This is a genomic window from Trueperella bonasi, assembly GCF_030811535.1.
In the GTDB taxonomy this organism is placed as follows: domain Bacteria; phylum Actinomycetota; class Actinomycetes; order Actinomycetales; family Actinomycetaceae; genus Trueperella; species Trueperella bonasi.
This window is the reverse complement of record NZ_JAUSQX010000001.1, coordinates 1,350,075-1,367,533: the sequence shown is the minus strand read 5'-3', so window position 1 is coordinate 1,367,533 and position 17,459 is coordinate 1,350,075. Positions and strand designations below refer to the sequence as shown.

General features: G+C 58.8%; 19 protein-coding genes. 10 read left to right on the top strand and 9 right to left on the bottom strand.

Going from position 1 to position 17,459, the window contains the following annotated elements:
• Nucleotides 1-10: 10 nt before the first annotated feature.
• Nucleotides 11-1,282, top strand: coding sequence for an isochorismate synthase (locus J2S70_RS06315; RefSeq protein WP_307682890.1), 1,272 nt, complete (start codon nucleotides 11-13; stop codon nucleotides 1,280-1,282).
• Here the strand turns inward: J2S70_RS06315 and J2S70_RS06310 are convergent.
• The 3 genes from J2S70_RS06310 to J2S70_RS06300 form a co-directional block, all read right to left on the bottom strand.
• Complete coding sequence (locus tag J2S70_RS06310; protein ID WP_307682889.1) at nucleotides 1,257-2,570, bottom strand: S1C family serine protease; 1,314 nt, start codon at nucleotides 2,568-2,570, stop codon at nucleotides 1,257-1,259. The two genes, J2S70_RS06315 and J2S70_RS06310, sit on opposite strands and share 26 nt — an antisense overlap.
• A 100-nt stretch (nucleotides 2,571-2,670) precedes the next feature.
• Complete coding sequence (gene menD, locus J2S70_RS06305; protein WP_307682888.1) at nucleotides 2,671-4,260, bottom strand: 2-succinyl-5-enolpyruvyl-6-hydroxy-3-cyclohexene-1-carboxylic-acid synthase; 1,590 nt, start codon at nucleotides 4,258-4,260, stop codon at nucleotides 2,671-2,673.
• A complete protein-coding gene (locus tag J2S70_RS06300) occupies nucleotides 4,260-5,237 on the bottom strand; it encodes an o-succinylbenzoate synthase (protein WP_307682887.1) in 978 nt (325 codons plus the stop codon). The genes menD and J2S70_RS06300 overlap by 1 nt, the downstream gene beginning before the upstream one ends.
• A gap of 30 nt (nucleotides 5,238-5,267) precedes the next feature.
• On the opposite strand from J2S70_RS06300, the gene J2S70_RS06295 reads away from it, so the two are divergent.
• The 4 genes from J2S70_RS06295 (at nucleotide 5,268) to J2S70_RS06280 (ending at nucleotide 8,971) form a co-directional block, all read left to right on the top strand.
• The gene (locus J2S70_RS06295) at nucleotides 5,268-6,254 is read left to right on the top strand and encodes a 1,4-dihydroxy-2-naphthoyl-CoA synthase (protein ID WP_307682886.1); all 987 of its coding nucleotides are present in this window, start codon (nucleotides 5,268-5,270) and stop codon (nucleotides 6,252-6,254) included.
• An 87-nt stretch (nucleotides 6,255-6,341) separates the two neighbouring features.
• Entirely contained in the window at nucleotides 6,342-7,556 is a 1,215-nt protein-coding gene (locus J2S70_RS06290; protein WP_307682885.1) for an AMP-binding protein, read from the top strand.
• A gap of 34 nt (nucleotides 7,557-7,590) precedes the next feature.
• Complete coding sequence (locus J2S70_RS06285; protein WP_307682884.1) at nucleotides 7,591-8,466, top strand: 1,4-dihydroxy-2-naphthoate polyprenyltransferase; 876 nt, start codon at nucleotides 7,591-7,593, stop codon at nucleotides 8,464-8,466.
• Between the two features lie 79 nt (nucleotides 8,467-8,545).
• A complete protein-coding gene (locus tag J2S70_RS06280) occupies nucleotides 8,546-8,971 on the top strand; it encodes a PLD nuclease N-terminal domain-containing protein (protein ID WP_307682883.1) in 426 nt (141 codons plus the stop codon).
• Here the strand turns inward: J2S70_RS06280 and J2S70_RS06275 are convergent.
• From J2S70_RS06275 to J2S70_RS06260, 4 genes are all read right to left on the bottom strand, one after another.
• The gene (locus J2S70_RS06275) at nucleotides 8,968-9,630 is read right to left on the bottom strand and encodes a histidine phosphatase family protein (RefSeq protein ID WP_307682882.1); all 663 of its coding nucleotides are present in this window, start codon (nucleotides 9,628-9,630) and stop codon (nucleotides 8,968-8,970) included. The two genes, J2S70_RS06280 and J2S70_RS06275, sit on opposite strands and share 4 nt — an antisense overlap.
• 42 nt (nucleotides 9,631-9,672) lie before the next feature.
• Nucleotides 9,673-10,119 carry a MarR family winged helix-turn-helix transcriptional regulator gene (locus J2S70_RS06270; protein ID WP_307682881.1) on the bottom strand — a complete coding sequence of 149 codons (447 nt, stop codon included), beginning with the start codon at nucleotides 10,117-10,119 and terminating at the stop codon, nucleotides 9,673-9,675.
• A 202-nt stretch (nucleotides 10,120-10,321) separates the two neighbouring features.
• Nucleotides 10,322-10,420: a 30S ribosomal protein bS22 gene (locus J2S70_RS06265; RefSeq protein WP_019174583.1), complete on the bottom strand. Its 99-nt coding sequence runs from the start codon at nucleotides 10,418-10,420 to the stop codon at nucleotides 10,322-10,324.
• Nucleotides 10,421-10,498: 78 nt separating this feature from the next.
• Complete coding sequence (locus J2S70_RS06260; RefSeq protein WP_307682880.1) at nucleotides 10,499-10,711, bottom strand: helix-turn-helix domain-containing protein; 213 nt, start codon at nucleotides 10,709-10,711, stop codon at nucleotides 10,499-10,501.
• 191 nt (nucleotides 10,712-10,902) lie between these two features.
• Here J2S70_RS06260 and J2S70_RS06255 point away from each other — a divergent pair, with 191 nt between their 5' ends.
• From J2S70_RS06255 to radA, 3 genes are read left to right on the top strand one after another with little or no spacing between them, the layout of a single operon-like run.
• A complete protein-coding gene (locus J2S70_RS06255; RefSeq protein WP_307682879.1) occupies nucleotides 10,903-12,309 on the top strand; it encodes a TrkH family potassium uptake protein in 1,407 nt (468 codons plus the stop codon).
• Nucleotides 12,310-12,333: 24 nt separating this feature from the next.
• Nucleotides 12,334-13,011, top strand: coding sequence for a potassium channel family protein (locus J2S70_RS06250; protein ID WP_307682878.1), 678 nt, complete (start codon nucleotides 12,334-12,336; stop codon nucleotides 13,009-13,011).
• A 9-nt stretch (nucleotides 13,012-13,020) separates the two neighbouring features.
• Nucleotides 13,021-14,400: a DNA repair protein RadA gene (gene radA, locus J2S70_RS06245; protein ID WP_307682877.1), complete on the top strand. Its 1,380-nt coding sequence runs from the start codon at nucleotides 13,021-13,023 to the stop codon at nucleotides 14,398-14,400.
• A 46-nt stretch (nucleotides 14,401-14,446) separates the two neighbouring features.
• Here radA and J2S70_RS06240 read toward each other — a convergent pair whose 3' ends face one another.
• Nucleotides 14,447-15,229: a hypothetical protein gene (locus J2S70_RS06240; protein ID WP_307682876.1), complete on the bottom strand. Its 783-nt coding sequence runs from the start codon at nucleotides 15,227-15,229 to the stop codon at nucleotides 14,447-14,449.
• Between the two features lie 407 nt (nucleotides 15,230-15,636).
• Here J2S70_RS06240 and J2S70_RS06235 point away from each other — a divergent pair, with 407 nt between their 5' ends.
• Both J2S70_RS06235 and J2S70_RS06230 read left to right on the top strand, forming a co-directional pair.
• Nucleotides 15,637-16,518 carry an HhH-GPD family protein gene (locus tag J2S70_RS06235; RefSeq protein ID WP_307682875.1) on the top strand — a complete coding sequence of 294 codons (882 nt, stop codon included), beginning with the start codon at nucleotides 15,637-15,639 and terminating at the stop codon, nucleotides 16,516-16,518.
• A complete protein-coding gene (locus J2S70_RS06230; RefSeq protein WP_307682874.1) occupies nucleotides 16,515-16,925 on the top strand; it encodes a hypothetical protein in 411 nt (136 codons plus the stop codon). The genes J2S70_RS06235 and J2S70_RS06230 overlap by 4 nt, the downstream gene beginning before the upstream one ends.
• A 45-nt stretch (nucleotides 16,926-16,970) precedes the next feature.
• On the opposite strand, the gene J2S70_RS06225 is transcribed toward J2S70_RS06230, so the two are convergent.
• On the bottom strand, nucleotides 16,971-17,459 hold the full coding sequence (locus J2S70_RS06225) for an amino-acid N-acetyltransferase (RefSeq protein ID WP_307682873.1): 489 nt from the start codon (nucleotides 17,457-17,459) through the stop codon (nucleotides 16,971-16,973).

Sequence of the window (17,459 nt, the reverse complement as noted above, 5' to 3'; positions counted from 1 at the left end):
ATCGTTACTCGTGTTCGACATTCCACAATTGCACGCCCATACGACCCTCCTGCCAAGGTTGCCCGCTCTTGCCAAGCTTTTGCCCGCTAGGAAAGGGGCCATTGCCTGGCTTCGCGAAGGGCGAGGTTTCATTGCCGCCGGGCAGGCAGCCCGCTTCGACCAGGCTCCAAGCCAAGGAGACACTCGGTTCACGCGGGCCTCCCAGTGGTGGAACAAGGTTCTTGAAAGCGCCGAGGTGGACGACAACGTGCGCGGACCAGCTACTGGCTTACTCGGCGTCGGCTCGTTTAGCTTCGCCGGCAATTCGCCAGTCGGATCGGCCCTGATCATTCCACAGGTTGTGGTTGGCTACGACGGCGAACGGGGCTGGCTCACGGTTATCGGGCCCGCTAACCAGGATGCAACACTCAGCTCGCACGCGCAGGCACTTGTAGATTCCGCTTTGGGGCACTCGACTTTCCAGTACCGTGGCCACGGCGCCGCACGAGTATTGCCGACGGATACGGATGCCCACCGAAACGCTGTAGTTGCAATCAAAGAGCGCATCGGCAACGGCGAGGTGGCAAAGGTTGTGCTTGCCCGAAAGCTGGACGTACAAACGGATGGCGAAATTGACGAACGCCATATCGTTAAGCGCCTCGCACGGACCTATCCACACACGTGGACATTCGCCGTTGACGGACTCGTTGGTGCAACCCCGGAATTGCTCGCACAAACACAGGGCCGAACGGTTCGAGTGCGAGTGCTTGCCGGCACCGTCCCGCGAAGCGGACCAAACGCCATCGAAAAGCTCCAATCATCTGGCAAGGACGCCATCGAACACAAGCTGGCCGTTGACTCGGTTGTGAGCGAACTCGAAAAGGTCGGCACCGTCGAGGTGGGAGCCACGTTCGTTCTCGAACTACCCAACGTGTTCCATTTAGCTACCGAAGTTCGCGCAGATCTTCATACGGATGCCACCGCCCTTGACGTGGCTGGCATCTTACACCCCACAGCAGCCCTCGGCGGGACACCAACGCGCGAGGCGCTGAACGTTATCGCAGATCTTGAAGGAATCGATCGGGAACGTTACGGAGCGCCCGTCGGATGGCTTGATGCGCGCGGCGGCCAGTGGTGCGTTGCTTTACGTTGCGCAAGAATTCACGGAAATCGAGCGACGGCTTTCGCAGGTGGCGGCATCCTGGCCGATTCGGATCCCGACGCGGAATTTAGCGAGACGGTCGCCAAATTTGTTCCCATGCTGGACGCGCTGGGCGTTAGTCGGGCCGAGTTGCAAGAGTGACGTCCACTTCGAGTAATTCGCCATTGCGGATCAACAGCAGCGTAATCACATCACCGGAAGAAAACTGGCGAACATAACCCGTCAGAGCAAGTGCCGAAGACACGTCGCGGCCGTTCACCTGCAAGACGACATCACCAACTTGGATGCCCGCTGCTTCAGCCGGCGTGCCGGGCTCAACCGTCCCCACTTCGGCTCCAGTCCAATGCGTTCCCTGCGCTTGACCAATTCCGTCCTTAATCGAAACCCCGAGGAAGGCATGTTCTGCCACGCCATGGTCAATGAGCTGGCCTGCAACGCGCTGAGCAAGATTCGCCGGTATCGCAAAACCGAGCCCGATCGAACCCGTCTTGCCCTCTTCACCAAGCGAGGCAATCGAAGATGCCACGCCAATAACCGTTCCGTTTTTATCGAACACCGGTCCGCCCGAGTTTCCTGGATTGACGGCAGCATCGATCTGGATGGCATTAGTGATCACGCGGGTCGCATCGGCACCGCGCTTGTCTTTGACGGTTTGTACGGGGCGATCCAGCGCCGAAACAATACCCGTGGTCATGGTTGATGATAGTCCCAGCGGGTTACCTATCGCTGCCACCGGATCGCCAACCACGACCTCGTTCGAATCACCAAAACGTGCAATCGTCAGATTGTCTGGAGGCGATACCAGTTTGATCACGGCGAGATCGGTCGATTCATCGGCACCCACAAGCTTCGCTTCATACACTCGCCCATCGTGCAAAGTAACGAACATCGAAGTGCCACCGGAAACCACGTGGTCATTCGTGATGATGTGGCCCTGATCGTCGATCACGAAGCCCGATCCGGTGGACGCACCATTCGCGAGCGACACATCGATAGCAACGACCGAATTTCCGACTGCTTGCGCCACGGCCGACCAGTTTGGTGACGTGCCATTCGATTCGACAAGCTCGGTGCTACCTGACGTAAAGGTGGTTGGCGCTGCGGCGGGTCTCGCGTTGGTCCAACGCGCATTCACTACTCCCACGCCAAGCACACCGCCTAAAAGCGCAGCAATCAAGCCGACGGCGATAAGCGCCATCCAGCCTGGCCCCTTGCGGCTCGTCTTTGTCGGTTTGTCAGCGTGCACCTGCTCCGCCCAAGGCATATCGGCAGGGGCCGGCGCCGGGCTCATCCCAACCGTTGGTTGCCCGGAAAGCGGATAGGCAAGGCGCTCAGCCTGTGAAGGCTCATTTTCGTGGTGAGCACCCGGCCAGTAGTCTCCTGCTTCACCAGCGGAACCGTAACCTCGTTCGTTCTCGTGACCTTTCATAGCTTTTTCCGCTACCCCTCCACGTTTATCCCAAAGCTTTGCTCACGCTAAATCTAAGCAGAACGGCCCGATCGAGAAAAATTTCGGACTCAAATTTTACTCACGGCTCAAGAATGCGCACGATTACCTCACCGAGATCCTGCCGAGAAGCCCGTTCCACGCCCATCGGAATACGCCCAAGATCTACGTGAGTTATCCTCACGCCATCGGGTTGAGAAAGAAGTCGAACGAACTCTTCCAAAGTGGTTGGCGCGGCGTAGTCAACGCCAAAGGCACGTGTGGCCGCTTCGATATCCACGTCCTTTTCCGTGCGGAACAGGCGGTCGTAGGTCGGTTCATCGCCGGCGCCGTAATCGAGGGTAGCAAACAGCGATCCGCCGTGATCGTCGACAACGACGACGTCAAGGCCCGGGATCTTCTGGCCTGCTCCCTTAGCGAGTGCCCCCAAGTCGTAAATAAATGCCAGATCTCCGACGACGACCCTCGCTGGTTGGCCAAGCGCGATTGCCGCGCCAATCGCCGTCGATATCGTCCCGTCAATCCCCGCAAGACCTCGATTGGCAAACATCGGCCCTGCCGGGGCGTGACCGTAGAGATTGACCGCTCGAATAATCGAGGACGCCGCAAGCTGGGTCGGCACGGGTGAGGAGGTCAGAGCTCGCGCTATCGTTGGGAAACTAAGTTCTGTACCGATTTCCCGGTCAATCGCCTTCTGCGCAGTTCTATCGAGGTCAAGCCAGCGATCGAGCCAACCGGGTTCGGCGTTGGAAAGCAGATCATTTACCTCGCGAAGATTCACAACATGCGCGGTACCCGCCGCATCGGTGTACCCAGCTGGCTCATCGACCGCAAAAACGCTCACTTTCGGATCCGCAAGAAGGTGGCTTACCTCGCGGGTCAGTGTGGGGTGCCCCAGAACAACGACCGAATCGATCTGCTCGCGCACCCGCGTGCGTAACAGGAGCGGGTGCGCGCCAACCGCGTTGGAATGAGAACGGAGCTCGCCAGTTGGTTCTGCCAGTATTGGCACATGGCCTAGGTTGGGGGCGACATGCAGCAAATTTGCAATGCCAAGTGATCGATTTGACGGCCCAGAAACCACGACCGGATGCCGCGCTGGTTTCGGCCGCTCGAACCTGCAATCAGCGATCGGGTCGGTCCAGTTTGAGCTAGGCACGAGCGGTTCACGAAAGGCCACATTTATCAGAACCGGCCCAGGGTTTGTGCCGGTGGCCTTATTCGCGGCGCGCATAACTTGCCCGCGTACATGTGGCGCACCTGCGGGAATTTCCGTAACGAAACGGACCGAGCCTTCGAGGATCGCACGGTGATCCGCTGTCTGGGATGCCCGCACTCCGCGCAACTCATGCGGGCGGTCAGCCGCCAAGACAATGAGGGGCACTCCGGCATGATTCGCCTCTTCGACAGCCGGGTGCAGGTTGGCAACCGCAGAGCCCGACGTCGTGACCACCGCCGCCGGCTTGCCTGCAAGTGCGGCGCCCAGAACAACAAAACCGGCCACACGCTCATCGATTTCAACATGTAAGGTCAACACACCGGCGTCGGCGGCTGCGCCAAGCGCATAGGCGAGCGGAGCGGACCGCGAACCAGGGCACAGCACGAAGGTGCTCACCCCGGCCTTGACCAGTTCGGCGACGACCTGCCGTGCCACGCGCGTCGAAGCTTCCATCACACAAACCTCCCCATGAATGTGTAGCGTCCCCCCACTAGGCCACGTCGCTCAGCCCGCTGCCACATAGCCTCTAGCCGCAGGCGCCAGCGCTCGATTAACTCGTCGTCGATGGCTTCTGAGTGCTCTGGCACCACATCACGAATCTCGATGTACCCACCACGGGGGACGAGCGGATCCGCCGTCACGTCACGCTCGAATAGGCGAGAGGTAGCAAGCCCGCACGCATGAGGCAGTTGCGGAAGCGAGGCCGCGAGCGCCAGACCAGCCCGCAGACCCACCGAGCTTTCGACAGCAGATGACACCACCACCGGCATGCCATAACTGGCGAACCGTTCGAGCGTCGCACGTACTCCCCCGAGCGGCTGATTCTTCACGATCGCGATATCTGCCGCGCCCTTTCGTTTAATGTCGTCGATTGCGTGGTCGAGCCGAATCGACTCATCGGCGGCGATTGGAACCTCGACTCTGCGGCGCACGGCAGCCATGTCCTCCACCGTTCTGCACGGCTGCTCCACGTATTCCAGACCGCCCGCCGCCTGTTCCATGAGGAGTATGTGCTTCACGGCGGTGTCCACATTCCAAGCGCCGTTGGCATCCACACGGATTTTTGCATTTGGCTGGGCATCCCGAACCACTTCGAGGCGGGCCACATCCTCGGCCAAAGAATCCGGATGTTCGGCGATCTTCACTTTGAAAGTTCCGCACGTCGACGCGGTTGCGAGACGGTGGGCCGTATGCGCGTCAACGGCTGGGATCGTCTCATTGACGGGAATCACATTGCGCACGTGCTTCGGGTAACCTCGCTGCGCCGCCTCGAAACCGGCGGCAAGCCAGGTTGCCGCCACGGCGTCGTCGTAATCCCAAAACGGCGATACCTCGGCCCAGCCGGCACGGCCGCGCAAAAGCAAACCGTCGCGCTCGGTAAGCCCCCGAAAGCGGTTCTTGAATTTGAGCCGATACACGTAAATCTCCACCCCTCCACAATACGCTGGCACAATGGGGTTATGACACTTTCACCTTCTCCCCTACCCGATTCCGTTTCCGAAACATTCGATCCGCGCCGCTGGCGCGCCGTCGAGGGTTTTCCAGATTCGGACGTGACCTATCACCGCAGCGTCGAACGCGTCTACGACGGCGAGGATGTGATTGCCGAGCGCGACCTGCCCGTCGTGCGCATTGCTTTCAATCGGCCTCACGTGCGTAACGCGTTTCGGCCTGAAACCGTGGATCAACTCTATCGGGCGATCGATCACGCGCGGCTATCGGGCGAAATCGGCACCGTGATTTTGACCGGAAACGGACCGAGCGAAAAAGACGGCGGCTGGGCGTTTTGTTCGGGCGGCGATCAGCGCATTCGGGGCCGGGACGGCTACAAGTACGACGGTGGCGGAGACGACGCGCAGGCCAATGCCGCAACCCGCGCCGAAACCTCGCGGGCCGGGCGCCTGCACATTCTCGAGGTGCAGCGCCTTATGCGGACCTCGGGGATGATCTTTATTGCTGCCGTTACCGGCTGGGCCACCGGCGGCGGGCATTCGCTTAACGTCGTGTGCGATCTGTCGGTCGCGTCCATTGAGCACGCGCGCTTCATGCAGGTTGATGCCAATGTAGGATCCTTCGATGCCGGGTACGGCTCGGCGCTGTTGGCTCGGCAAGTTGGCGACAAGCGGGCGCGCGAGATCTTCTTCCTTGCGCGCGAATACTCCGCCGAGGATGCCGAGCGTTGGGGAGTGGTCAACGAGGCCGTGCCACATGCACAGATCGAGGAAAAGGCGCTTGAATACGCCAAAATTTTGGCTACAAAATCGCCGCAGGCGCTACGGATGCTCAAGTTTGCGTTCAATCTTGCCGACGATGGGCTGGCTGGCCAACAAGTGTTTGCCGGGGAGGCAACAAGGCTCGCCTATATGACCGACGAAGCACAAGAAGGCCGTGATGCGTTTTTGGAAAAGCGCCCGCCAAACTGGGAAGACTTTCCCTACTATGCGTAAATTTGGGGGACTTTCTCGCAACGATCTTCTTATATTCGACAATCGTTTAAAATTCGTCCCTCAAATGTCAGCCACTGAGGAGAAAGCATGATGGCTATAGCGATTATTGAAGGCGGGCGAGGGCAGTTGGCACTGGAACGCGTTGATCGGGCTGTACGCGAGGCCTTGCATGTGCATTTTGCCGGCGAGCGGCCGGCTCCGCTTTTCGTGGTTCCGCCGGGCACCGATGAAGCCGCCACCCGCGAGGAAGTACTCGCGCTCGGTATCCCCGAGGGCGCAGGCGTTCTCATGCGGACGTCCGGATCAACCACCGGCACCGGAAAGATTGTTGCCCTGAGCTGGGATTCGCTCGTTGCGTCAGTGCGAGCGACTCACGACGCTCTCGGCGGGCCGGGCGTTTGGGCTGCTCACCTGCCTTTTCATCACATCGCAGGATTCCAAACCGTCGTCCGCAGTGCGCTTCACTCGCTAGCCTCGGAGAATTCGGCACTGTGCGCCGTGGACCTTGATCTTTCCGACGCCCTTGCCATTCGCTCGGCGCTCAACAATCACGAACGCGTCTACCTCTCGCTCGTGCCCACCCAGCTACTGCGAATTCTCGATGATCCGCAAGTGCTAGACGCCCTGCGCCAGGCCGTATTTCTGGTAGGTGGCGCGGGCATTCACGCGCAAACTTTAGAACGCGCGCGGGCAGCCGGCCTGAGAATCCACACCTCGTACGGAATGACGGAAACGTGTGGTGGCTGCGTTTACGACGGCGAGCCGATTGGCGATACCGACATCCTGCTCAGCGATGAAGGCCGAATCAGCCTTCGCGGAAGCTGCATCGCACTCGGGTACCTCGGCCAGGAAACCGGCGAGGATTTCACCATCTCTCCAGATGCAGATTCGCAAGGCCAGCCCCGCACCCACCACACCAAGGACGCTGGCAGCTTCACGGACGGCAAGCTCGACATACTTGGCCGAATTGACGATGCGATCACCACCGGCGGCCTGACCGTCATGCCGAGCCTCATTGAAGCCGCACTTGCGAAAACTGGCTGGGACGCCGTCGTCGTTGGAATACCGCATTTGGAGTGGGGCGAGGCCGTGGTCGCCGTCGTCGATGATCGCGCCGCACATGCTCAAAGCTGCAACATCACGGTGATGCGAAGCTTCGTCAAACTGGCACTGGGCGAAGGCTGGGCGCCAACATACGTGGTTGGTTTATCGGAACTGAGCGGCACGCTACCACTAACAGATTCTGGGAAGGTGAACCGACGAGAGCTATCCGACATGGTCGCCGCTCACCTCAGCCTCTAAGCCGCGGTAAGATAGGGCGGCTGAAAGGACGGAAATGGCGACCTTCAACGACTGGCTCGAAGGTGCGCGCGTGCGCACGCTGCCCGCCGCAGTGTCTCCGGTGTTGGTGGGCACCGGCGTTGCGGCCCTCGAAGGTGGCGCCTCGTGGCTGCGCGCCCTGTTGGCTGGAATCGTAGCGCTCCTGTTACAGATCGGGGTGAACTTCGCCAACGACTACTCCGATGGCGTCCGCGGCACGGACGAGTTTCGCACAGGCCCCCCTCGCCTCACCGGCGGTGGCAAAACTTCACCCGCAGTTGTCAAGGCTGCAGCCTTCATCGCGTTTGGACTGGCAAGTATCGCCGGGGTGATTCTCGTGGCGCTGGCCGGGCAGTGGTGGCTGATCGGAATTGGCGCACTTGCCGTGATCGCCGCTTGGTTTTACACCGGTGGCAAAAACCCATACGGATACATGGGCCTTGGCGAAGTATTCGTGATGATCTTCTTCGGCTACGTCGCCACGGTCGGCACCACATACACGCAAACGGGCACCGCGCCGTGGGAGGCATGGGTTGGCGGCACGGGTATCGGCCTCATTGCATGCGCATTGCTCATGGTCAACAATATTCGGGATATTCCCACCGACTCCGTGACGGGCAAGCACACGCTCGCCGTGCGGTTGGGCGATAACCGCGCGCGCATTTCCTACGGGCTCATCCTGGCTGGCTCAATCATTTGCGGCCTAGCGCTTAGCGCCAGCCACTGGCCGATCGCGCTAGGAATGATTCCCCTTGCCGCATGGGCCGCTATCCTCGCGCGGCGAGTCCTAAGCGGGCTTGCTGGGCAGGCCCTTATTCCGGTGTTGCGCGATACCGGGCTGCTCGAATTGGCTTGGGGCCTCGTCGTTTTGCTGGCCATTCTTCTTTTCTGATCTTAATTTGCGAACCGGTGAATTTGGCTGTGACTGAACTACATTTATATTGACCATATTTTGAACTAAAGTGGGGCGCGTGGCACGAGTAATACCGATCATCATTGGCGTGGCGTTGATCATCTACGCGTTCATCGACGCCGCGCGTACGGATTCATCCAAAATGCCGGCGCGTATCAGCAAACCAGTGTGGCTCTTGCTGATTGCGATCGTGCCCGTGATTGGCGCGCTGATTTGGCTGTTTTTTAAATATCAGCACGTCCTCAAATCCGACTATCGCACCACCGGTGGAACCCCGTTTGGCCGCTCAAAGAAGCCTTCGGGCCCGGTTGCTCCCGACGATGACCCTGAATTCCTCGCCCGGCTCGAGGCGCGCAATCGCCGCCGTGCCTACGAACAGCGCAGACGGGAAGAAGAGGGCCTAGACCCGGTTGACGACGGGAAAGAAGACGACAAGGCCAACGACGACGAACGCGACGAAGGTGGCCTGTACGGCTCGCGTTAAGCGTGGGTTTGAGCAGATGACGTGCCAGGAACCATGTCTGCTGCCTCATCCAGCAGACATCCCACCGGCTCCCAATAATCAAGCGCTAAAAGCTGCTTGTCGGCAAATGTTAACGATGTGACCGAGGCCAGCGAACACTCGCGCTTTCGCGGATCGTGGGCGAGCGGCTTACGCTCTACGAAGCGCCGCATCGTCCAAATGGTTAACTGGTGCGAAAACAGCACGGCCTCGCCACCTCGGGCGTGATCGATGGCGTGTGCAATTGCTCCCGACATCCGTTCGATAATCTCGGTGTACGGTTCGCCCCACGATGGTTCGAGCGGATTCACATACCACGGCCAGTAGCGCGGATGGGCTAATATCCACCGGTTCTGATTGACCGGAACGCCCTCGAACTTGTTGTCCGCCTCGATAAGTCGCGGATCTTTCACGATCTCAAGATCGAAAGCCCGAGCCGTCGGCGTCGCTGTTTCAACTGCTCGCTCAAGAGGTGAAGACATCACGTACCGGACGTCGCGATCTTGAAACGCTTCACCAAGGCCATCTGCCATGCGATACCCCAGCTGCGAAAGGTGGTATCCGGGCATGCGGCCGTACAGGACAGCTTCGGGATTGTGAACCTCTCCGTGCCGGACGAGGTGAACGATTGTCATTTCCATAGGAACAATTGTGCCACGCGGGGGCGAAACTTCTTCCGCGTGTCAGCCTTGAGCGTCGATCAGCTTCTTGAGTACGCGCCCAAATTCGAGGAATTCATCTGGTTTGAGATGGGAAATCAGGTGTCGGCGCACCGATTCAACATGTTGCGGAGCCGTTTGCTCCAGCTTGGCGAATCCGGCGTCGGTAAGCTTGCAGATTATTCCCCGCCTGTCCTCCGGGCATGGTTCACGGTAGACGTATCCCTGGTTCTCTAGGCGCTTCACGGTGTGGGTTAAACGCGAGCGCGAATGGACAAGATTTTCTGCCAGATGGGACATCCGCAGCTGCCGCTGTGGCGATTCTGATAGGCGCACGAGCACTTCGTATTCGTTGAGCGTTAGGCCGGAATCACTCGCGAGGTCCTGGTTGATCGCGTCAAGAACCAGTGCTTGACCCGTAAGAAAGGACCGCCAAGCAACCTGCTCCTTGTCAGTGAGCCAATCAACCACGTCTACTCCCTCATCATTGAAACTTCAACAAGCTGAGTATGCCACATTTTCGGTTTGTCGAAAAGCCTGCCAGGTGAAATCGACTGTGGGTTTGCAGACATTGCACATCACCAGGACGTTATTTGAGCGCCGAGAACGGAACCTTCCAGCACAAGAAAAAACCGGCCTCTTAAAGAAACCGGTCCTTGCAAGCCTCAGCCGCCTACTTCTTGTTGCGACGCTGGTGGCGCGTCTTACGCAGCAACTTGCGATGCTTCTTCTTCGACATACGCTTGCGGCGTTTCTTGACTACGGAACCCATTGGCTACCTCCGATCGCTTGGGCAGTGGATACACCACGTGAACGTGAAAATACTACCTCAGAGTTTGCATGTGCAAAATTAGGCGCCTGAAGCCTCACGAGAATCTGTACTCGAACCGCCAAGCAGGCTATCGACAGCTGACTTCGGTACCCGGTACGAATTTCCGACGCGCACTGCTGGTAGCTCTCCTGAATGCACCATTCGGTACACAGTCATTCTTGACACTCGAGTCATTTCGGCAACTTCGGCCACAGTGAAGAACTGCGGCGCCGATGGTGGGAGTTGCGCCATATGAACCGTCCTTGCATCCGAGGTGTAAAAATTTTCGTCGAAACCTAAGGTCTTTCGACGTTAGTCCGTTTCACACCATACCCGATTTCCTCAATTTCAACACCATTGCCCGGGAAGAACCGAGTTAACTCGCACAATACCGCTGTGATATCTCGAATGGTGATACACCGGGCGCAAGGTCTAATCTTGACGTGTCAACACTCGATCACGTAATGGAGAAGGATCACATGGCCTTGGAGGCCCGCGCGCGAAATATTCGACCGCTGGGATCGCGCATCGAACACCTAGCGCGGCACTCCCCTGCCCGCCTTACCCTGCTGGTATTTGCATTCATCATCTTGATCATCACATCGCTGTTGCTCATGCCGTTCGCAAAGGCTGGCCCGGGTGGAGCCAGCCTTATCGAGGCATTGTTCACTGCCACGTCAGCCGTGTGCGTCACCGGCCTAACGATCGTTGATACCGCCACGTATTGGACGGGTTTCGGGCACGCCGTCATCGCAATCGGAGTTCAGATCGGTGGCCTTGGAGTGATGACTCTCGCATCGATCCTCGGCCTGGCCGTCTCCCGACACATCGGCTTGACTCAGCGCCTTCTCGCAGCTTCCGAACGGAAATCTGAACTGGGAAATATCGGCGGGCTCCTCAAGGCGGTTGTACTCGTTTCAATATTGGCCGAGCTCCTGATTGCACTCGCGCTGTTTCCATCGATCATGGTTCGCGAAGAGACCTTCCTAGCGGCGCTTGGCCAGTCGATTTTCATGGCGCTTTCAACTTTTAACAACGCCGGTTTCGTCATCACCGACGCCGCTCTGGCCAGCTTTGTTGGCAATTGGGCCGTTTCGCTCCCGATCATTTTAGGAACAATGGTGGGCGCAATCGGATTTCCGGTCATCTTAAATATTTCTCAAAACCCCGGTTCGCCACGCAGGTGGTCCTTGCACACGAAGCTCACCTTGGTCACGTATTTTTCGATTTGGGTGCTTGCCGTAGCAATGATTGGAGCTCTCGAATGGAACGGCTCGTTCAGCAATCTCTCCACCAATGAACGCCTCTTGGCCACCCTTGTCCAGGGCACGACACCGCGTTCATCGGGCCTATCCACGGTAGATATTTCCACAATGTCTGAGGGCACCTGGTTCGTCATGGACGCGCTCATGTTCATCGGCGCCGGTCCTGCGAGTACAGGCGGGGGTATCAAGGTCACGACCTTCGCAGTCTTAGTACTCGCCATTATTGCGGAGGCGCGTGGCGACCGTGACACGGAGGCGTTTGGAAAGCGAATCCCTGCCGATGTGCTTCGATTGGCAATTTCGGCTACCTTCATCGGAGCCCTGCTCGTCGGGATCGCTACCCTGACGATTCTTAACCTCTCGGGCCTACCACTTTCGCGTGTACTGTTCGAGGCAATCTCCGCTTTCGCCACCGTCGGGCTTTCCACGGGAATCACGGCAGACCTCCCCTCATCCGCGCATGCGATACTCATTATTCTGATGTACCTAGGGCGGGTGGGCACGATGACCTTCGCTGCCGCGCTTGCTCTGCGTTCGCGGCGCCGAGTCATCCGGATGCCCGAAGATCGCCCTATTATTGGCTAAAATTTCAGCAACGGAAGGGAAGCTATGCCTCACCGAGATTATGTCAATTCAGCTACGTTGGTCATCGGTTTGGGCCGTTTCGGTTCCGCGATCGCCGCCACACTCGACAAGCTTGATAAGGAGCTTCTCGCCGTCGAAGTGAATCCGGATCTGGCACAGCAGTGGTCGCACCGATTCTCCGTGGTGGAAGCTGACGCGCGCACATCCGAAACTCTCCATCAACTAGGTGCGGAGGAATTCGACGTCGCCGTGGTGGGTGTTGGCGCACTGGAGGCCTCTGTGCTCATCACCGCCAATCTCGTTGACCTGGGAGTCAAGGACATCTGGGCAAAAGCAACGTCCATTGAACACGGCACGATTTTGAAACGGATCGGTGCCCATCACGTGATTTATCCCGAATACGACGCCGGGCAGCGAGTTGCGCACATGCTCTCGGGGCGCATGCTGGACTACATTGACATGGAGGACGGCTTCACGATCGTGAAGATGGTTCCGCCGAAAGATCTGGTGGGCTATTCGCTTGGAAAATTGAATATCCGGCAAAAGTATGGCGTGACGATCATCGGTGTTAAATCACCCGGGCAACCCTTCGAGTATGCAACTGCGGACACAACTGTCGGAGCCGCAGATATCCTTATTGTTTCAGGTGAATCCTCCCTCCTTGAGGCGTTCGCAAATCGACATGTCGGACGCCTCAGATAATCTGAGCTCATGGCAAAGAAACAGAGATTTACGTGTTCCGAATGTGGCTGGACAACCATGAAGTGGGTCGGCAGGTGCGGCGAATGTCAGGCGTGGGGCACCGTTGAGGAGGCAGCCGATTTCACTAGTGGATCGAAGGTTGCCCCGCTAGCTCCCCGGTCTCCCGCGCAACCGATTACCGAAGTTTCGCAGCAAGCATCCGTGAAGATCCCCACCGGCGTTTCTGAACTTGATCGCGTTCTGGGCGGCGGTATCGTGCCCGGCGTCGTCATTCTTCTGGCTGGTGAGCCAGGTGTCGGTAAATCAACTCTTTTGCTCGATGTCGCCGCTAAAGCCGCACAGGAGGCACTGGCAGGTGGAAAGCCGCAAGTTTTATACGTAACGGGGGAAGAGTCGGCCTCTCAGGTGCGCTCGCGTGCGGAACGGATTGGGGCGCTACACGAGCACTTATTCTTAACTGCCGAAGCAGATTTGGCGAAGATTCTCGGTCACGTGAACGAATCGAAGCCCTCGTTGCTGATTGTTGATTCCGTGCAAACCGTCATAGATCCGAATGTGGAAGGCAGCGCGGGCGGGGTGGCGCAGGTACGATCCGTGACTTCCGCTCTTGTTAACACCGCGAAGGCATCCGATCTTCCGGTGATCCTAGTCGGGCATGTGACCAAAGATGGATCGATTGCCGGGCCCCGAGTCCTGGAACATCTGGTGGATGTCGTATGCCAATTCGAAGGCGATCGCCATTCGCGTTTACGCCTTGTTCGGGCGGTTAAAAACCGTTATGGGGCGACGGACGAAGTCGGCTGTTTCGAGCTCGTAGATTCGGGGATCCACGGATTAGCTGATCCGTCTGGCTTATTTCTATCCGCCCGCAGCCTCACGGTTCCCGGTACCTGCGTGACGGTCACCCTCGAAGGCAGGCGGCCCATGCCCGTCGAGGTCCAAGCACTTTCTGTGGCGGCTGCTGGTCCGCCTAGGCGCACAACTTCGGGAGTGGATAGTTCACGCGTAGCAATGATGCTCGCTGTTTTGCAGTCACGTTTGAGCGTGGAATTTGACCGCAATGACGTATTCGTTTCCACGGTCGGTGGGGCGCGAGCTTTAGAACCCTCGGTTGACGTGGCAATTGCCTTAGCGCTCGCCTCGGCAGCTCTTGACCTTCCGCTAGCCCCAGGTGTCATCGCCATCGGGGAAGTGTCGCTAACCGGCGAGCTGCGCCCCGTCGTCGGTTTGCAACGGCGCCTAAACGAAGCGGCTCGGCTTGGCTTTCACACGGCTATCGTGCCGAACACTGGCGATGACCTGAAAGCACCAGAAGGCATGAAAGTCAAAGCTGTGGCCGACGTTCAACAGGCCACGCGCTCGGTTCTTCCCGTTACCGTCGAGGTTTAAGCCCGTCCCGGAGATAACGTCTACCACAACGCACTCCCCTGAGGGACTATTCCTCTACGTCCTCAACGGGATCATCAGCTTGAAGCTCAGTTGGCGCTTGCACGCCTTCATCGTTTGGAACTTCCTCAGCTGCCTGATCGTCCTCAGATGCTTCGCCTACCTGCCCGGCCTCGCTCTGCTCGGCACCGTCGTCTGCCTGCTGGTTGTCCGCAGCTTCATCAGGAGCCGGCTTCGCCGCAGGTGTGGCACTTAGCTCGAAGACCATTCCGGATTCCAACAGCTCCTCGCCTGCAAGGAAGATTCGGGCAACGTACGTGCCTGGTTGTGCGAAGGAAGCGCCGGAACAGTCAACGCCTGCATTGATGCCATTCCATTGCAATGGCTGGCTCGTCGTCAGCCCGGTATCGAGCAACAGCACTTTTGAGCCGATGCCCGTTTGACAGGTGGCGGTATCGTAAACCGTTTGGTCACCCGACGTGATGTTCAGCCGAAGATCGGTGGCATCGAAATGGCATGGCCTTTCACCGGTGTTCGTGATCGAGGCCGTGAATTGCATCGGCTGCCCGGCCTGCTCGCCGAGGCGTTCAGCAGAGGTGACCAGCATGTCTGAACTACATTCAACTGGCGCAAACTGCTCGACGGGGCTTGCTGGCGCAGTATGGCTTTCAATTTTGGACAGCGCATAACGCATAACGAAGACCACCGCAAGGACGGCCAGAACCACGGCCGTGGCCGCGAAGATGACCGTCTTTTGACGCTGTGACAGGCCACCCGCTGCGGACCGAACGCTCCGCGAACTTGGCTTCCGCGGCCCAGGTCTTTGCGGCACTGTTCTTTGCGGCGCTGTTCTTTGAGCTCCAGTTCCCTGGGCCTTTGTTCGCCGGGCAATTGCTGCCTGAGCCCGCGCGTCACCCGACCGACGGTGGACATTTCGCCCCCTCGCATCTGCAGCTTTTCCTGAGCGTCCAGCTGGTTGCTGCCCGCTTCGTTGCCGATCACTTCTGCTCCGGCCAACGGTCGGCCTATCACCACGAGCTGCTTGCGCACGCCGCTGTTTTTCGGAACGTGGGAGCTCCGCACCACGGCGCGGCTGCCCTTTTCGGGCAGCATCGCGCGAGCGAGAACCCGCAGGTCTGCGCGTACGCCGAGGTTTGTCATCTGCCACGCAAATACAGTAACCGCAAACCGAAGGCCACAGAGCGACGCGCGCCGCGTTGCCCGCGTATAGTATGTGCGATGGCTCCAACACGCGAGCACGCATACTCCGTGCTTTCCCGCTGGTACTCAACCCACGCTCGGGATCTACCCTGGCGCAAAACAACCGACCCGTGGGCCATTTTGGTGTGTGAAATCATGAGTCAGCAAACACCTGTAGCACGCGTTGAGCCCGTGTGGCGTGAGTGGATGGACCGGTGGCCAACGCCGGCCGACCTCGCCAGCGCCTCACCCGCCGAGGTCTTGATCGCCTGGTCGACGATGGGTTATCCGCGCAGGGCACTGCGGCTCCACGCAGCCGCACAACTGATAGCGGGTAGGGCACAGGGTTTTCCGCGCACATACGAGGAGCTCGTGGAATTACCCGGTGTTGGCCCGTATACGGCCGCGGCCGTCGTAGCATTCGCATTTGGGAAGCGCTCGGTCGTTCTCGATACGAATATTCGCCGGGTGTTGGCGCGCTGGCATGGCCAAGCCCTACCCGCCCCGAGCCAGACTAAGGCCGAATTCTCCCGTGCACAGCGTTTCGTTCCTGACGACGACGAACGGGCGGCCCTGTGGAACGCAGCAATAATGGAGTTCGGGGCTTTAACCTGCACAGCTCGATCGCCTCTGTGCGAATCCTGCCCGCTGACAGCGCATTGCGAGTGGTTCCAAGCCGGGCAGCCCGCGGACGAACATGCCGCCCGACGCAAGCCGCAAAAATGGCACGGAACCAACCGGCAAGCTCGTGGCAAGATCATGGCCCAACTTCGCAAGGAACCGGCAAGCAGGCAGGCACTCAACGCCGCCACCGCGCTTGAGCCCGCGAGGTTTGCACGCGCACTTGACGGCCTGTTGGTCGATGGCCTGATCGAGCAGGAAGGCGAACTATTTCAACTTCCGATAGCATCGAAGCCATGAATGAGGCTTCCGCAAAGCTATCCCTTGCCCGGGTCGGCGCCATATTGGCGTTTTTAGCCGCCACTATTTTTGCGATCGGGCTGGTGATCCAGATGACCGGCGAGGATATGATTTTCCCAATTCTGATCACTGGCGGCGCCGGCCTTTCGCTCTTAGTGGGGGCCGCCTACCTCGTGCTGTCCTCGCGCCGCCCGGTCAGTTGGTCAGCTGCATCGAGGTCTGGCGCTTCAGTTCTCAAACTGGCCGCGATCGTGGCTGGCCTTATCGTCGTGATCAGTGGAATCGCCTCGCTAGCTAACGGGCCCGGGTTGGTGACGAGCATTATTCTTATTCTCGTTGGCCTTCAAGCACCGATAGCGATGGTCATGGCAGCAGGTTTTATCCGCAACAGGCCCGCGGACTCCTAACGGGCATCGCCCCCAGTTTACTTGGGCGATCGGCCAGCTTCACATCTACAGTTCTTTGAGCATGCGGTAGTTGCCAAGCGTATTGGGCTTTACTCGCGCTAAATCAAGAAACTCGGCCGTGCCGTCGTCATGGGAGCGCAAAATCTGTTGGTAGACGTCCACCCCCACGGGCGTGCCGTCGATGTGCCGGTAGCCGCGGCTTTCGAAGAAGTCGATTTCGAAGGTCAGGCAAAACAGTCTGCGTAGGCCAAGTTCGCGAGCGCGTTGTTCCAATTCGGCCACTATCGCCTTGCCCACGCCTTTACCTATCATTTCTTCTTTCACCGCGAGGGTGCGGATTTCGCCAATGTCATCCCAAAACACGTGCAGGGCTCCACAGCCAATCACTTCGCCGTCAATTTCGGCAACCACAAACTCTTGGATGTCCTCGAAATAGTCGATGAGGTCTTTAGCGATAAGGATTCGGCGGCGGGCATAGGGCCGCACAAGTTCTGCGATAGTTCGGGCGTCTTTAGCTTGGGCCGAGCGGATCAT

Bases quoted from the DNA above. Each gene is read 5' to 3' on its own strand.
- J2S70_RS06250 (WP_307682878.1), top strand. From the start codon at position 12,334: ATGCCTCACCGAGATTATGTCAATTCAGCTACGTTGGTCATCGGTTTG.
- J2S70_RS06285 (WP_307682884.1), top strand. From the start codon at position 7,591: ATGGCGACCTTCAACGACTGGCTCGAAGGTGCGCGCGTGCGCACGCTG.
- J2S70_RS06295 (WP_307682886.1), top strand. From the start codon at position 5,268: ATGACACTTTCACCTTCTCCCCTACCCGATTCCGTTTCCGAAACATTC.
- J2S70_RS06310 (WP_307682889.1), bottom strand. From the start codon at position 2,570: ATGAAAGGTCACGAGAACGAACGAGGTTACGGTTCCGCTGGTGAAGCA.
- radA (WP_307682877.1), top strand. From the start codon at position 13,021: ATGGCAAAGAAACAGAGATTTACGTGTTCCGAATGTGGCTGGACAACC.
- J2S70_RS06290 (WP_307682885.1), top strand. From the start codon at position 6,342: ATGATGGCTATAGCGATTATTGAAGGCGGGCGAGGGCAGTTGGCACTG.
- J2S70_RS06265 (WP_019174583.1), bottom strand. From the start codon at position 10,420: ATGGGTTCCGTAGTCAAGAAACGCCGCAAGCGTATGTCGAAGAAGAAG.
- J2S70_RS06275 (WP_307682882.1), bottom strand. From the start codon at position 9,630: ATGGAAATGACAATCGTTCACCTCGTCCGGCACGGAGAGGTTCACAAT.
- J2S70_RS06225 (WP_307682873.1), bottom strand. From the start codon at position 17,459: ATGATCCGCTCGGCCCAAGCTAAAGACGCCCGAACTATCGCAGAACTT.
- J2S70_RS06235 (WP_307682875.1), top strand. From the start codon at position 15,637: ATGGCTCCAACACGCGAGCACGCATACTCCGTGCTTTCCCGCTGGTAC.
- menD (WP_307682888.1), bottom strand. From the start codon at position 4,260: ATGGAAGCTTCGACGCGCGTGGCACGGCAGGTCGTCGCCGAACTGGTC.
- J2S70_RS06260 (WP_307682880.1), bottom strand. From the start codon at position 10,711: ATGGCGCAACTCCCACCATCGGCGCCGCAGTTCTTCACTGTGGCCGAA.
- J2S70_RS06230 (WP_307682874.1), top strand. From the start codon at position 16,515: ATGAATGAGGCTTCCGCAAAGCTATCCCTTGCCCGGGTCGGCGCCATA.